Here is a 14,802-nt window from a genome sequence, read left to right as displayed (position 1 = left end):
CCGTGCTCTGGGTACTGCGGATGCTACTTGGGTTCGATCACCAGCAGCAGATCGCCACCCTGTACCTGGCTGGTGCCATTCAGGGTTACCTGGCTGACCACGCCGCCCGCGTTGGCGGTGATGCCAGCTTCCATCTTCATTGCTTCGATGGTGGCCACGGACTGGCCGGCCTCGATCAGGTCGCCGACCTTGACGTTCACAGTCACCGCTCCCGCGAAGGGTGCAGCGACGTGGCCGTTGTTGTTCGGATCGGCCTTCGGCGCGGACTTCACGGTGGATTCTACCGATTCGTCGCGGACCTTGAGCTGGCGGGACTGGCCGTTGAGGTTGACCACGACGGTGCGCAGGCCCTTCTCATCGGCTTCCGATACCGATACCAGCCTGACCAGCAATCGAACACCGGTACCCAGCGAAATGACATGCTCAAAGCCGGGAACCAGGCCGTAGAGGTAGTCGCGGGTGTGCAGGACGGACAAATCGCCGTAGTTCTCCACCGACTTCTCGAAGTCACGGGTTGGGCCAGCGAAGAGCAACCGGTTCAGGGTACCGCGAATCGTCTGCGAATCCGCCTGCAGCGCTGTCAGGTCCTCTGCCGAGAGGTCCTCGACATGGGCCTTGACATTGCGTCCCTGCAACGCCTTGGTGCGGAACGGTTCCGGCCAACCGCCTGGAGGGTTGCCCAGCTCGCCCGAGAGGAACTGGATGACCGAATCCGGGATGTCGTAGTTCTGCGGGTTCGCTTCGAAGTCCGCGGCTGGGACTCCGGAACCCACCAGCTGCAAGGCCAGGTCGCCGACGACCTTGGACGATGGAGTCACCTTGACCACATTGCCGAGCATGTCATTGACCGAGGCGTACATCGACTCGATCGCTTCGAAACGCTCGCCCAGGCCCAATGCAATGGCCTGCTGGCGCAGGTTCGAAAGCTGGCCGCCCGGAATCTCGTGCTGGTAGACACGGCCGGTTGGCGCTGGCAGTCCGGATTCGAATGGCTTGTACATGGCGCGCACTGCTTCCCAGTACGGTTCCAGCGACGCCACGGCATCCAGTGACAGGCCGGGATCACGCTCGGTGAACTCCAGCGCTGCGACCAGTGCAGAGGCCGATGGCTGCGAGGTGGTGCCCGCCATGGCCGCGCTGGCCACGTCGACGGCGTCCACACCGGCGTCGATGGCAGCCATCAACGTCGCCAGCTGCCCGCCGGAGGTGTCGTGGGTGTGCAGGTGCACCGGAAGAGCGAAGCGTTCGCGCAGGGCCGTGACCAGCTTGGTTGCTGCCGCTGGGCGCAGCAGGCCGGCCATGTCCTTGATTGCGAGGATATGCGCGCCAGCGTCGACGATCTGCTGTGCCAGCTCCAGGTAGTAGTCCAGGGTGTACAGCTTCTCGTTGGCATCCAGCAGGTTGCCGGTGTAGCACAGGGCCACTTCGGCGACTGCGGTGCCGGTGTCGCGTACCGCCTTGATGGCCGGAGCCATCTGCGAAACATCGTTCAGCGCATCGAAGATGCGGAAGATGTCGATGCCTGCGGACGCGGCTTCCTTCACGAAAGCGTCGGTGACCTCGGTTGGGTATGGAGTGTAGCCCACGGTATTGCGGCCGCGCAGCAGCATCTGCAACGGGATGTTCGGCAGCTCCGCACGCAGCAGCTCCAGGCGCTTCCAGGGATCTTCGCCCAGGAATCGCAGGGACACATCGTAGGTGGCACCGCCCCAGACTTCCATGGAGAACAGCTGCGGGACGTTGTGCGCGTAGGCCGGTGCTGCCGCGAGCAGGTCGCGGGTGCGGACGCGGGTGGCCAGCAGCGACTGGTGCGCATCGCGGAAGGTGGTATCGGTGATGCCCACCGCTTTCGACTCGCGCAGGGCCTTGGCGAATCCTTCCGGACCGAGATCCAGCAGCTTCTGGCGCCAGCCATCGGCCGGCACGGCGGACTTGGAGGGGCCATCGAATGGCGAACGCTCTGGCTCGTCGGTCTTGTCACCCGGGAAAGCAGGAAGCTTCTTGCGCGGGTCGATTCCCTCGACACGGCTGCCATTTGGCTGGTTCACCGTGACATGGGCCAGGAAGTTCAGCGCCTTGGTACCGCGGTCCTGGGATTCATTGCCGGTGAGCAGATCCGGGCGGGAGTCGATGAAGTCGGTAGCGACATCACCGGCCAGGAACTGCGGATCACTGAGCACATTCTGGATGAACGGGATGTTGGTGGCCACACCGCGCACGCGGAACTCGGCCAGCGCACGGCGGGCGCGAGCCACAGCCGTCTGGTAGTCACGGCCACGGCAAGTGAGCTTGACCAGCATCGAGTCGAAGTGCGGGGACACCTCGGCGCCGGTGTAGATCGTGCCGCCATCCAGACGGACACCCGAGCCGCCGGCGGAGCGGTAGACGGTAATGGTTCCAACATCCGGACGGAAGCCATTGGCTGGATCTTCGGTGGTGATGCGGGACTGCAAGGCCCAGCCACGCACCTGGATGGTGTCCTGGCTGATCTCCAGATCCTTCAGCGACTCGCCAGCAGCGATGCGCATCTGCGCCTGCACCAGGTCGATGTCGGTAACCTCTTCGGTCACCGTGTGCTCAACCTGGATGCGCGGGTTCATTTCAATGAATACGTGCTGCCCGGCGCGGTCGCCCACGGTATCAACGAGGAATTCGACGGTGCCTGCGTTCTGGTAGCCCAGAGTCTGCGCGAACTTCACGGCGTCCCGGAACAGCGCCTGGCGAATCGATTCATCCAGATTCGGTGCTGGAGCGATTTCGACAACCTTCTGGTGGCGGCGCTGCAGCGAGCAGTCGCGCTCATGCAGGTGGACAATGTTGCCCTGCTCGTCGGCGAGGATCTGCACCTCGATGTGGCGCGGACGCAGCACTGCTTGTTCCAGGAAAACGGTGGGGTCCCCGAAGGCGGTGCCGGCTTCGCGCATTGCCGCGCCCATCAGCTCCGGCAGGTCTTCGCGCTTGTCGACACGGCGCATGCCGCGACCGCCGCCGCCGGCTACAGCCTTGACGAAGATCGGGAAGCCGATGCGATCGGCCTCGGCAATCAGGTAATCAACATCATCGCTTGGCTCGGAGGATTCCAGTACCGGAATGCCTGCCTCGCGAGCAGCCTTCAGCGCCGCTACCTTATTGCCGGCCAGTTCAAGCACGTCCGCCTTTGGACCGATGAACTTGATGCCTGCTGCTTCGGCAGCTCGTGCGAGGTCAGGATTTTCCGAGAGGAAGCCGTAGCCCGGGTAGATTGCATCCGCGCCGGCTTCTTTGGCAACGCGGATAATCTCGTCGATATCCAGGTAGGCGCGGACCGGATGGCCCTCTTCGCCGATCTGGTAGGCCTCTGCGGCCTTCTGACGGTGGATCGAATTGCGATCCTCATGTGGGTAGACAGCAACGGTCTTTGCGCCCAGCTCGTAGCCGGCGCGGAAAGCGCGAATCGCAATCTCACCGCGGTTGGCGACCAAGATCTTTTCAAACATAGTGTCCCTACATCGAATCTGTACACGCTGGTTCAACGGCACAATCAGGACTGTTCCCCTCAGGTGCAGGCCCGCCATCCCAGCGTGTCGGGTCTCGAAAAGCAGCTAGCATTTGCCACTTCTGTGAAACACACTACACGGGGATTCTCCAGAACGTCCAAACATTTCGCCTTGTGGTCAGACCACATGAAATAATTGGATCTTTGAAGTTTTAATCACTAACTTGTGCCTAATGGCAAAAACTGACGTTGCAAAGTCGGAGAAACACGGCTCGGCACACTATGATGATGAGAGACTAAAAATTCGGTGGGACGTTTAAACTAACGAACAGTGAAAGGCGTGGTCTGGTCCGTGCACGTAGTGAGCATCAGCAGCCTCAAGGGTGGCGTAGGAAAAACCTCCGTGACACTCGGATTGGCTTCAGCAGCACTTGCCGCCGGCATTCCGACTCTCGTCATTGACCTGGATCCCCATGCGGATGCCAGCACTGGCCTTGGAGTCCGGGCTAATGGGAAGCAGCCAATTGGGCAAATGCTCAAGAACGCTCGTCGCGCCCGTCTGCAAGATCAGGTTGTCGCCAGCGCTTGGCAGTCCAAGGCAGCAGAGAAGAAATCCCGTACCCGCATTCCAGTGCTCGATGTTGCCGTTGGCGACGCATTCACCGGCATCTACGATCGACCAGATCTGCGGACCCGCGACCTACGCCGCCTCTCCCAGCTTCTGAGCCGCACCAGCGGTTACCAGTTGGTTCTCATCGACTGCCCGCCATCGCTGAACGGCTTGACCCGCATGGCATGGAGCGCGTCGGATCAGCTCGTGCTAGTGGCAGAACCCAGCTTGTTCTCCGTGGCCGGCACCGAGCGCACCCAGCGCGCATTGGAACTCTTCCGCCGTGAATTCGCTCCTTCCCTGGGACCGGTACGTGTTGTCGCCAACCGCGTCCGCAAGGACTCCGCGGAGCATACCTTCCGTTTGGGCGAAATGCGCCAGATGTTCGGCGACTCCATGGTCAAGCCCGAGATTCCCGAACACCCGGAATGGCAGCAGATCCAAGGTGCCGCGTACTCGGTGCACCAGTGGCCTTCCAAGGCTACTGCTCCGATGCTGGCGCAGTTCGACGCGTTGCTCAAGGAAGTCATGTCCGCAGCAGGCCCGAACAACACCTAGGCCCGGATACGGATAGCAGCTTAAGCAATTGACCGGATCTTCCTTCAAGGAAGATCCGGTCAATTGCTTAAGCTCTTGAATTATCTGCCGGCCCTAGCCGACGTTGCGCGCCGCCTTGGCAGCCCGACGGGCAGCCAATTCATCTTCTGGCAGGGTCTGCTGCACAGAGCTCTCTGAAGGCAGCTGGGCAAGGGAACCTTCCACCTCGCGCCAAACACGGCCTACGGCGATGCCGAATACGCCCTGGCCCTTCTGGACAAGGTCAATGACCTCGTCGGCGCTGGTGCATTCGTAGACCGAAGCTCCATCGCTCATCAACGTGATCTGGGCAAGGTCCTCAACGCCGCGTTCACGCAGGTGCAAAACGGCCGAACGGATCTGCTGCAGGGATACTCCGGTGTCCAGCAGCCGCTTGACAACCTTGAGCACGAGGATATCCCGGAATGAATAAAGGCGGTGGCTGCCGGATCCCTTGGCTCCGCGCACTGCCGGCTCTACCAGGCCAGTACGTGCCCAGTAGTCGAGTTGGCGGTAGGTAATGCCGGCTGCCTTGCACACAATTGGACCGCGGTAGCCGGCATGTTCATCCAGCTCAGGCAGGTCATCGGTGAAGAGCAATCCCTGGGTGCTGGATTGCTTGTTGCCACCGTCGACCCCATAGTGAGGCCCAGTCTGGCGAGACTCCATCCAATTGCTCCTTGCGTGTCAGCACGTTCCTAAACGAGTATCCAGGGACCGAATGAGAACCGCGCAGATGCGAGTGATGACCATCAAAAAACAGCTCTTTTTAAATGTCCCTATGCAAAGACGGTACGGCGATAACGACTAATGGTCAAAGACCTTCAAGCTTAACTTTAAGGCGTGTCGCGCAGGCTTGGGGAATTACCCAATTCAAGGCCAATATTCCACTGAAACCAAACGCGCGATATCTACGAAGAAAAATCTTCTGGATCAATATTGTCCAAGAATTCACGGAATTCGCGCAACTGCTCTTCGGGTGCTTCTTCGCCGCCAGTTTCATTCTCGATGGCCACGCCAGCTTCTTCCAGGACGTGCTCGGCGCACATGATCGGGCACTGGGCGCGCACGGCAAGGGCGACGGCATCCGAGGAACGGGAATCTACGCGTTTGCCGTTGGAAAGGACAAGCTCCGCGACGAACACGGCATTGTTTACCGAGACTATTTCGATCCGCTCAAGCTTCACGTCCATGCTTTCAATGACGCTGAGCAGCAGATCATGGGTCATCGGCCGAGGCGGAGTGAGCCCTTGTTCAGACATTGCGATGGCCGAGGCTTCGGGCGCACCTATCCACAGCGGAAGGTAGAGATTACGCTCAGGGTATTTGAGCAGCAACAGCGGCTGATTCGCCGGCAATTGAATACGGATTCCGGCAAACTCCAGTTCCAGCATGCTAGCCCCTTAGAGTTGTTGTTGCCTGTTCGAATTCAGCCTAGCGATCCAGTTGGGAAATAGCACGTTGCACCAGGGCCTCGTGAATTTCCAGGCACTGGCGCGAGATTTCCTGGGCCTCTTCCGCAGCGCGGGCACGAGCGGAGACTTCAGGCTTCTTCAGTTCGTTGCCGACAATCGATTCAATCAGCGAGAACTCGCGATCAGCTGCGGTACGGAACTGCCGCAGGTGGCGAGGTTCAACGCCATGGCCCGCCAGCTGAACGGCCGATCTGGTGACCTTGATGCTGTTGGCGTCGAACAGGCCAGCAACCGGTTCGATCAAGCCGAACTTTATCAATTCGCCAACGAGCTCCTCGCTGGCACCGGTCAGCCCCTGCAGTTCAGCCAAGGACACCGAACGGGTTTTGCGCTCCACGGCCTCAGCCATGTCATCGTTGACCGCCTGTGGCGCCACCGGGGCTCCCCCAGGCAATGCTGCTGGCGCTTCACCGCGATCCACCGAGTCGAGATGGTCCTTGATGACCTTCAACGGCAGGTACTGGTCGCGCTGAACCGAAAGGATGAAACGCAAGCGGCTCACATCCGACGCGGAGTACTTTCGATATCCAGCGGAGGTACGTTGCGGGATGATCAGTCCCTTGTCTTCCAGGAAGCGGATCTTGGACGCAGTGACACGTGGGAACTCATCCTTGAGTTCCGAGAGCACCTCGCCGATATTCAGCGCGGCCTGCCGGAAGGTCTCGTGGCGATGAGCCTCGAGACGTGGGCTGCGGGCTGCGTCAAAGATCGGCAAAGGGTCTACACCTCGGATGTATGGATATGTCGGCGTGCCAGACGCCGGCGGACAAAACCTCGAACTCTACTAGTTTAAAGGTTCGGAACGCTTTGGTAGAAATTCAGGCGGAATTTGCCGATCTGAACCTGAACACCAGTGCTCAACGGGATCTCGTCGATACGGTCGCCGTTGATGTAGGTACCATTCAGCGATCCGATGTCGCTGAGCGTGAACCTCGCGTCCGTTCGGGAGAACTTGGCATGCCGACGCGAAACGGTCACATCGTCCAGGAAGATATCCGCGTTTGGATGGCGGCCTGCGATGCTCTCGTCGGTGTCCAGCAAGAAGCGTGCGCCCTTGTTTGGTCCGGAATGGGCAATCAGCAGCGCAGAACCAGCTGGCAGGGCGTTAACTGCGTTTTTCTCATCCTCACTCAGGGTGTAGATGACCGAAGGTTCAGCACCCTTGTGCACCGCAGGAAGAGCGATATTGGTCGTCTCAGAGGCAGACTCGTTGTGCGGGTCAACCGGCCGATGTTCCGACATTATGGGGTCCTCCAGAAAATTCTGTTAACAGTTCGTGCGTGACGACCTTGAGTTCTGTGTTGGCACAGTCAGTAATACCAAACTATTTACAGATTAGCCTACTCACTGCCCAACTGATAACAGAAAAGTACATATTTTCCGCTGCAAGGGATTGCCAGTGTGGCAAGATGCCAAGAGAGACGATGATGCCTTGGCAGCCCCTGCACTTCGATCCTTTCCCACAGATGGAGGCGATGCAATGAGAATTCAGGAACTTTCAGGTGAATCATGACGAAGATACTTCTCAAACGCGCGTATACCGCGCCCAGCGTCGAGGACGGCTACAGGATCCTGGTTGACATGCTCTGGCCGCGCGGGAAGAGCAAGGCTGCCCTTCAGCTGGATCACTGGGCCAAGGCCTTGGCACCGAGCACCGGGCTTCGCAAAGGCTGGGATCACGATGCCGACCGCTTTGGCGAATTTGCGCAGCACTATCGCGCCGAGCTATATCAGAACCCCGCTGTCGATGGCTTTCTGGAAGTACTGGACCAGCATCCCGTGGTCACTTTGGTCTACGGAGCAAAAAATGAGCAGGCTAATCATGCTGTGGTGTTGCGTGACTATCTGCTCGATCAGCTCTCTGGTCCGTAGGCGGCACGAAGCACACGCCGTCGGCACACACCATATCCGAATCGACCACCTGCTGAAGGTCAAAGCTGAATTCCTGGCTCACCGTGGCACCTTTCATCGAAGTCCTGTCCCTTGGTGGTTCAACCACGTTGCGACAAAGAATATTCCGCACTTCCACGCGACGCCCTGCGCAGGGAAACCGATGGCACCGCGAGATACTCGCGGCGCCATCGGTGATGTGTGGAGCGAGGGCGCTACTAGTTCTGCTCCAGCAGGATCGGCTCGAAGAAACGGGCCAGCTCGTTGGCCGCATCCAATGGCAGGATGCTGGCAACATACATATCCGGACGGACGATCACGATCGCGCCATCGCGGGAGATCTGGCGCTCCTCGAAGATGTCCGAGCCGTCCAATGCGGTGTAGACCTTCTCGTAATCCATCAGGCCGAACACGCCGGTGTCCGGACGGAACACCTTCGGCGCGTCATTCACGTTCATCGTGGTGTAGTCCTGCTGGTAGACCACCTTGACATCGAACAGCGCGTCGGCGTCGGCACCCTTCGGCGTGAAGCGAACCAGTGGCGAGCGCTCATTCTCCAGCAGCCAACTCGACAAGGCGGCAATTTTCTGGGACTCTCCCACCGGCTGCTGATCAGCAAAGACGTAGATGCGGTAGCGGCCGTCGGCACGATGGTGGTGGCCCAGGTGCGTTGGGTTGGCATCGGCCAAGCGCATGACTTCCGAAGAGCGGAAGCGCTTGCCCACGGGGAATCCGGCGGCCAGCTCCTGGTGCTCCTTGCCGGCGACCAGCGCAGATGCCGCGTACTCGGTCATGAAGCCGGCAGGGAATTCGGCCGTGCGTACATAGAACTCGGCAACGCCTTCTTGGCCTTCAAGCTCCTTCGCAGTAGCAGCCATGATGGAGGACCACTTCTTGTCGAAGTCGATCAGGTCCTTGGCGATCACCTTGCGCTCGTCCGAGTAGGTGCGCAGCAGGCTTTCCGGAGCTTGGCCCGAGAGCACATAGCCGATCTTCCAGGCCAGGTTGAACCCGTCCTGCATGGAGACGTTCATGCCTTGGCCGGCCTTGGCCGAGTGGGTGTGGCAGGCGTCGCCGGTAATGAACACGCGCGGCTCACGGGTACCGATCTCTTCAACCGGCACATCATCGAAGCGGTCAGCCAGCCGGTGGCCTACTTCGTAGACGCTGTGCCACGCGACGTCCTTGACCTCGAGGGTATAGGGATTCAAAATCGCCTTGGCGCGCTCGATGATTTCTTCCAGCGGAGTCTCGCGGACCTTGCCGTTATCCCCTTCCGGAACTTCACCCAGGTCGACGTAGAGGCGGAAGAGCTGCCCGCCTTCGCGCGGAATCAGCAGGATCGAACCAGCCTTGGAATGGATGGCGCACTTGGTGCGCACATCCGGGAAGTTGGTCAGGCCCAGGGTGTCCATGACGCCCCAAGCGTGATTGGCCTTGTCACCGGAGAGCTTCGCGCCGATCGAGCGGCGGACATTGCTTCTGGCCCCATCGGAACCGACCACGTACTTGGCACGCACTACACGCTCAATGCCGTCATTGCTCTCGCCGCAGCCGATCAGGGTGACCTTCACCGGGTACTCTTCGCCGTCTTCAACGACCAGTTCCTTGAAGTCCCACCCGTAGTCCGGGACGGTGCGAGCTGGGGAGTTCGCCGCGAAATCAGCGAAATAGTCGATAACGCGCGCCTGGTTGACCACGAGGTGCGGGAATTCACTGACGCCGGTTGGATCATCGGCGGTGCGGTCGGTGCGGATGATCTGATCCGGGTTCTGCGGATCAGGGTTCCAGAAGGTGGTTTCCTTGATGATGTAGGCCTCGGCGGTGATGCGCTCGGCAAAACCGAAAGCCTGGAACGTCTCCACCGTGCGTGACTGGATCCCGTCGGCCTGGCCGATTTCCAGGCGGCCGGGCCGTCGGTCGATGATGCGGGTGTGCACATCAGGGAACTGGGAAAGCTGGGCGGCGGTGATGATGCCTGCGGGACCGGCACCGACGATCAGCACATCCATGACATCGGGCATCTCCATGGGACGGTTTATGCCCACGCCAGCCGCTGGCTGCACCCGTGGATCGGCTGAAATGTATCCGTTGTGGTGAAACTGCACCGTTTCATCCCCCAATTCCCTGTGATGACCTCAGTCAATAAATATAATGTTCGATATTAGAACTGCATGATCTTTTATCGCACACTAATCATATACAATCTGTGAGCTCAGGCACAAGTTCACGCACGCTGCGCCGGCCACCCTAAGCCGCAGATGGGCAGAAGCCCCGGCGCAATAACCTCGCGCCGGGGCCCATCACTGATGCCAGCTGCTACCGATGCTCCCACTCGGGTCCGGCATACTCCAGCATCTGCTCTTCATTAAGTTGCGAACGCCCATAGGCTCCGTGCACCGCGTTGAACTTCCCGCCAATCTCCAAGTCGCGCGAGGACGAGATATCTCCGACCAGCCACGGCTTCCATTTGGTGGCCGACAGATAGGGGCGGATGATGCTGGCCGTGGCAGCGCAATCCGCGGCAAATGGCAGGATCGCCGGTGGTTCCCGATCCGCTCCCTCGCGAATGAACGCAGTGGCCAAGTTCGAAAACGCCTTGGCATGCCCTGCACCGTGCGGCAGCAATGAAGCCACGAATTGACCTGCCGAGCCTTCGGCCGGCGAGCGCGGAATAATGCCCGCTGGTGTCACGTCCAAGGGGTTCGAAACATCGAGCAGTACCTTGCCTGCCAGCCTGGAGCCCAGCTCGGCCAGGACCTTGCGTTGCGGCTGGTCCCAGAGCGTGGCCAAGACTACGACCTCTTGGCCTTCCACAGCTGAGGCCAGGTCAGCGGCCACCTGCACCTGCGCGTCTACCGCGGCCTGTCGAATCTTTTGCGCAGCTGCCTCCCCCTTGGCGGCATTGTGGTGGTAGATCACGACGCTTACCCCGTGGGAGGCGAAGAGTTCTGCGATGGCGGTTCCGTGCCGCCCCGGTCCGATCAGTGCTACTGAAGCCATGTTCATGCCTTTCTTGAGCGGCAGCTAGGCCGCGTCGCCGCTGTTGGCGAGGTAGGGGTTATCGCTCATTTCCAAGACGAGCTTTCCGCGTGAATGCTTGGCATCCATCTGGCGATGGGCCTTCACGACATCGTTGAATTCGAGGGTGTTCACCTGCAGTTGCAAGCCGCCATCCCGATAGCTGCGCATCAGCTCTGCGAACCGTTGCGCGCTGGCTCGGACGCTCACCAGTGGCAGGCCATGGGATTGCCAGGTCTCGGGAACCAGCGTGATGCACTGCGCTCCACCGCTTACCAGTTCACGGGCCAGGTCGCCAGCTTCCATGCTTCCGGCTAAATCGATGGACGCGGCAATTGCCCGGCCTCCCGCGGCCTGGGCCACGCGCTCGCTGAGGCCCGGTCCGTAAACGACAGGAAGAACCCCTAGCTGACGCAGATATTCCTGGTTGCCTGTTCCGGCGGTACCAATGACGACCAGGCCTTGATGCATGGCGAGCTGAACCAGCATGCTTCCTACGCCACCTGCCGCTGCGTGCACCAGAATCACATCTCCTGGTTGCAGCTCCAGTGCGGCAAGGGCTGCCAGGGAGGTCTGACCCGCACCACTGAGTCCGCCAGCCACGGCCCACGGCAGTTCCTTGGGCTTAGCCGCCAGCTTGTCCCCCGAGGTGAGAACCAGATCGGCGTCGGCGCCGACGGCACCCCAGCCCACCACCTCATCCCCCGCAGCCCAACCCGGGTCTTTCGACTCATGGACAATTCCGGAGAATTCGGTGCCAAAGACCAGAGGCACCTGGCCGCCGAAATTGCCGGCCCGGCGACGGGCATCCACGGGGTTTTGGCCCGCGGCACGTACCGCCACGCGGACCTCGCCCGCAGCCAGTGGCTGCACTGGATGATTTTCGATACTGATGACTTCCGGGGCGCCGAACTGCCTGGCCACAGCGACACGATAATGCTGCTTCATGGTTTTCCTTCCTTCGTTGCTTTACAAGTGCTTTCCGCAAATATATCTGTAATAACAGATATATTTGCAAGGATATTCCCGCTAGCCCGGATCCATTGGGCCAGCGGGATGCGGTGCGGCTATCCGGAATAGGGCTGCGAGGTGACACTTTCATGACGGGAGAGCCGGCGCGCGAAGTCCAGCAGTACCGGGACCTCGGCATCCCCGATCAGCGGGTCGAATTCCTTTGCCAGCGATTCAATGTGCGCGGCTCGGGCTCGGCTTATGAGATCAAGGCCCGCTTCGGTCAGCGTCACCACCACCATGCGCGCATCCTGGGAATCACGGTCCCGGCGCACCAGGTGGAGTTGCTCAAGCCTGCTGATCAGATGGGACCCCGAGCCGGAACTGTAGAGCAGCTGGTTGGAAAGCTGGGTGGCTGGCAGGCGGTTCGCCTTCGCCTCCCAGAGGTACAGCAGCGCCTCGAATTGCGCACTGTTCAACCCGAAATCGCGCTTGAGCTCAACCGATAGCCGCAGCATCATCGAGCGCTGTCCGTAGAGCAGGCCGCGCCAGATCTCCTGCCGATCGTTCAATTCCGTGTTCATGGATGCCTCCCGGGAATAGGATCAAAGTATCTGTAGTTACAGTAATTGATTCTAGTACACGGATGAAAGGCATGGAACCTAAATGACCAGCATCGACAGCAAACTGGGCACCAAACAGCCGGCATTGAGCGCGCACCGCGTGGTGATCCTCGGCGGAACCGGCCGGGTCGGCGAGGGCATCGTCCGTTCCTGGCTGGCCGCCGGTGCCGAAGTCATCATTCCTACCCGCACCGAAAGCCGCGGCAAGGAACTGCTGGCCCGTCTCGAGAACATCGACACCGCGAATCTGGAATTGGTCGTGGGCGAGTACACCAGTTTCACCGCGGCAACCGACATGGCCCAGCGCATCACCGGCGAATTCGGGGACGTTACCGATGTGATCGCTGCTATCGGCGGCTGGTGGCAGGGAAAGCCGCTGTGGGAAGTCACCGAATCGGAATGGCAGCGCTTCAACCTCGATCTGTCCACCGCCCATGTCGCAAATGTGCGTGCCTGGCTCCCCCTGCTGGCGCCTGCAGGCAGCTACCATCTGGTCCTTGGCGGGAGCGCTACGACCCCGGTTCCCGGTGCATCGATCATCAACATGGAACAAGCGGGACTCTTGATGATGCATCGGGTGCTCAGCGCCGAAGCCGGAACCCAGCGCCGCGTCTTCGCCCACGAGCTCGGACCAGTGGCAACCCGCGAACGCCCATGGGTTGATCCGCAGTGGATCACCAACGAAGAACTCGGCTCGATCACCGCGGCCCTGGCCGCCCGGCCCGAGCGCCCCTCGGCGCACTACACGCTTCGCACCACGCAGGCCGCAGCGCAGCTGATGAAGGAACTGGCACCATGAACACCAACCGCCTAGCACGATCGCACGACCTGGTGCCGCCCGACGGCTGGCCCGGACTCCCGGGCACGCTGGCCGCACGCGCGATCACCGAGCATCGGGCAGGCTATGCCATGGAACGGTCCAGCTACATGTCTGTTGGCGCACCGGCCCTGATCATCAAGGCCCGGAGCGAACAGGACGTGCAGGAAACGGTGCTCTATGCAGCGCGGCTCCGAGAGCAATCGGGAACCCGCGTTGAATTCAGCATCCGTTCAGGGGGCCACGGCATCGCAGGCACCTCGACGAATACCGGGGGCATCATCCTGGATCTTTCCGCCCTGCGGCACTTCGAAATGCTCGATCCGCAACTTGGCCTGGTCCGGGTGGGCGCCGGAGCCACGTGGGGACAAATTGCCGGACAGCTAGCCGCCGAAGACCTGGTCATCAGCAGCGGCAACTTTGGCGACACCGGCGTCGGCGGCCTGGCCACGGCTGGCGGCGTCGGCTACTTCGCCCGTTCGCAGGGACTGACGCTGGACTCCATGGTGCGGGCCAAATTGGTCACCGCCGACGGAACGATCCGCTGGGTAGACACTGATCATGAGCCCGAATTGTTCTGGGCCGTGCGCGGAGGTGCGACCCATGCCGGAGTAGTCACGGCCTTCGAGTTCACGGCCACCGATCTGCGAACTGCCGCCGGTGACGCCAGCATCATCCACCAGCAACTGACCTACCTGACCGATTCGCTGCCGCAATTCACCGCTGATTGGGGCCAGTGGGTGCGCCAGTCGCCTGACGAGCTGGAAAGCTTCCTGATGGTGCAGGCATTGGGCGATGGACAGCACGCAATTCAGGCGCTCAATGTCTGGGCTGGCGATGGCCAGGACCAGGCAGCACCGGTCTTGCGCGAGGCCCTGGGCCTGGCCCAACTTCACGATTCGCGCACCGAGCTAGTGCCTTATCCGCTGATCGTGCCAGCCCCGAATTCGCCGCATGCCGGTCAGCAGCGCATCAAAATGCGTGATGTCCTGGTCGATCAGGCGGATGAGCAGTTGGGCGATGCCATGGCGCAGTCATTGGCCCATCGGGCCAGCCTGGTCGGCGAATTGCGGGCCTTGGGCGGTGCCGTAGCCCGGGTTCCGGCCCACGCCACCGCCTTGGGGGTCGCGGCATCAAGAAGTGCTGGCAGCTACCTGGATCCACCCGTTAGGCATCGCCGAGCAGGACCAGTCGTTCGCTGCCCTGCAGGTTCTGGGCACCGGCGCGTACGGCGCCTACTCTTCGGACGTTCGCCGTTCGGCTGCCGAGCTCGCCTGGCCTGGGCAGACCGGAACCCGGCTGCGTGCCCTGTCCGAGAGAACTGACCCGCAGCACCTGTTTGATGGCGGACTGAACTTGAGAAG

At 60.9% G+C, this 14,802-nt stretch carries 13 protein-coding genes; 4 read left to right on the top strand and 9 right to left on the bottom strand.

The features are described from left to right. Positions 1–23 precede the first annotated feature (23 nt). Complete coding sequence (locus CQ012_RS15365) at positions 24–3,476, bottom strand: pyruvate carboxylase (protein ID WP_105662559.1); 3,453 nt, start codon at positions 3,474–3,476, stop codon at positions 24–26. A 351-nt stretch (positions 3,477–3,827) separates the two neighbouring features. Here CQ012_RS15365 and CQ012_RS15360 point away from each other — a divergent pair, with 351 nt between their 5' ends. Continuing rightward, positions 3,828–4,643 (top strand): ParA family protein, encoded by an 816-nt coding sequence (locus tag CQ012_RS15360; protein ID WP_105659072.1) that lies wholly within the window; start codon positions 3,828–3,830, stop codon positions 4,641–4,643. Positions 4,644–4,736: 93 nt separating this feature from the next. On the opposite strand, the gene CQ012_RS15355 is transcribed toward CQ012_RS15360, so the two are convergent. The 4 genes from CQ012_RS15355 to CQ012_RS15340 all read right to left on the bottom strand — a co-directional run bounded on the left by CQ012_RS15355 (position 4,737) and on the right by CQ012_RS15340 (position 7,378). Further along, positions 4,737–5,330, bottom strand: a complete 594-nt coding sequence (locus CQ012_RS15355; RefSeq protein ID WP_105659060.1) for a MerR family transcriptional regulator — start codon at positions 5,328–5,330, stop codon at positions 4,737–4,739. A gap of 242 nt (positions 5,331–5,572) precedes the next feature. Further along, positions 5,573–6,055: a bifunctional nuclease family protein gene (locus CQ012_RS15350; protein ID WP_105662558.1), complete on the bottom strand. Its 483-nt coding sequence runs from the start codon at positions 6,053–6,055 to the stop codon at positions 5,573–5,575. 40 nt (positions 6,056–6,095) lie between these two features. Then, positions 6,096–6,851, bottom strand: a complete 756-nt coding sequence (gene ftsR, locus CQ012_RS15345) for a transcriptional regulator FtsR (RefSeq protein WP_286134694.1) — start codon at positions 6,849–6,851, stop codon at positions 6,096–6,098. 74 nt (positions 6,852–6,925) lie between these two features. Continuing rightward, entirely contained in the window at positions 6,926–7,378 is a 453-nt protein-coding gene (locus CQ012_RS15340; RefSeq protein ID WP_105659058.1) for an FHA domain-containing protein, read from the bottom strand. A 267-nt stretch (positions 7,379–7,645) separates the two neighbouring features. On the opposite strand from CQ012_RS15340, the gene CQ012_RS15330 reads away from it, so the two are divergent. Next, positions 7,646–8,008 (top strand): DUF488 domain-containing protein, encoded by a 363-nt coding sequence (locus CQ012_RS15330; RefSeq protein ID WP_105662556.1) that lies wholly within the window; start codon positions 7,646–7,648, stop codon positions 8,006–8,008. Positions 8,009–8,244: 236 nt separating this feature from the next. Here CQ012_RS15330 and CQ012_RS15325 read toward each other — a convergent pair whose 3' ends face one another. The 4 genes from CQ012_RS15325 to CQ012_RS15310 form a co-directional block, all read right to left on the bottom strand. Next, positions 8,245–10,134, bottom strand: coding sequence for an FAD-binding monooxygenase (locus CQ012_RS15325; RefSeq protein WP_105662555.1), 1,890 nt, complete (start codon positions 10,132–10,134; stop codon positions 8,245–8,247). Between the two features lie 211 nt (positions 10,135–10,345). Next, complete coding sequence (locus tag CQ012_RS15320) at positions 10,346–11,029, bottom strand: NADPH-dependent F420 reductase (RefSeq protein WP_105662612.1); 684 nt, start codon at positions 11,027–11,029, stop codon at positions 10,346–10,348. 24 nt (positions 11,030–11,053) lie between these two features. Next, the gene (locus tag CQ012_RS15315) at positions 11,054–11,995 is read right to left on the bottom strand and encodes an NADP-dependent oxidoreductase (protein WP_105662554.1); all 942 of its coding nucleotides are present in this window, start codon (positions 11,993–11,995) and stop codon (positions 11,054–11,056) included. Positions 11,996–12,114: 119 nt separating this feature from the next. Continuing rightward, complete coding sequence (locus CQ012_RS15310) at positions 12,115–12,582, bottom strand: MarR family winged helix-turn-helix transcriptional regulator (RefSeq protein ID WP_105662553.1); 468 nt, start codon at positions 12,580–12,582, stop codon at positions 12,115–12,117. A gap of 82 nt (positions 12,583–12,664) precedes the next feature. On the opposite strand from CQ012_RS15310, the gene CQ012_RS15305 reads away from it, so the two are divergent. After that, positions 12,665–13,420 (top strand): SDR family oxidoreductase, encoded by a 756-nt coding sequence (locus tag CQ012_RS15305; protein WP_105662552.1) that lies wholly within the window; start codon positions 12,665–12,667, stop codon positions 13,418–13,420. Next, on the top strand, positions 13,417–14,763 hold the full coding sequence (locus CQ012_RS15300; protein WP_105662551.1) for an FAD-binding oxidoreductase: 1,347 nt from the start codon (positions 13,417–13,419) through the stop codon (positions 14,761–14,763). The genes CQ012_RS15305 and CQ012_RS15300 overlap by 4 nt, the downstream gene beginning before the upstream one ends. Positions 14,764–14,802: the final 39 nt, after the last annotated feature.

This window comes from Arthrobacter sp. MYb214 (genome assembly GCF_002979865.1).
Classification (GTDB): domain Bacteria; phylum Actinomycetota; class Actinomycetes; order Actinomycetales; family Micrococcaceae; genus Glutamicibacter.
The sequence above is the reverse complement of the archived record's forward strand: the minus strand, read 5'-3'. Positions and strand labels throughout refer to the sequence as shown.

Bases quoted from the DNA above. Each gene is read 5' to 3' on its own strand.
- CQ012_RS15365 (WP_105662559.1), bottom strand. From the start codon at position 3,476: ATGTTTGAAAAGATCTTGGTCGCCAACCGCGGTGAGATTGCGATTCGC.
- CQ012_RS15355 (WP_105659060.1), bottom strand. From the start codon at position 5,330: ATGGAGTCTCGCCAGACTGGGCCTCACTATGGGGTCGACGGTGGCAAC.
- CQ012_RS15350 (WP_105662558.1), bottom strand. From the start codon at position 6,055: ATGCTGGAACTGGAGTTTGCCGGAATCCGTATTCAATTGCCGGCGAAT.
- CQ012_RS15340 (WP_105659058.1), bottom strand. From the start codon at position 7,378: ATGTCGGAACATCGGCCGGTTGACCCGCACAACGAGTCTGCCTCTGAG.
- CQ012_RS15330 (WP_105662556.1), top strand. From the start codon at position 7,646: ATGACGAAGATACTTCTCAAACGCGCGTATACCGCGCCCAGCGTCGAG.
- CQ012_RS15320 (WP_105662612.1), bottom strand. From the start codon at position 11,029: ATGGCTTCAGTAGCACTGATCGGACCGGGGCGGCACGGAACCGCCATC.
- CQ012_RS15315 (WP_105662554.1), bottom strand. From the start codon at position 11,995: ATGAAGCAGCATTATCGTGTCGCTGTGGCCAGGCAGTTCGGCGCCCCG.
- CQ012_RS15310 (WP_105662553.1), bottom strand. From the start codon at position 12,582: ATGAACACGGAATTGAACGATCGGCAGGAGATCTGGCGCGGCCTGCTC.
- CQ012_RS15305 (WP_105662552.1), top strand. From the start codon at position 12,665: ATGACCAGCATCGACAGCAAACTGGGCACCAAACAGCCGGCATTGAGC.
- CQ012_RS15300 (WP_105662551.1), top strand. From the start codon at position 13,417: ATGAACACCAACCGCCTAGCACGATCGCACGACCTGGTGCCGCCCGAC.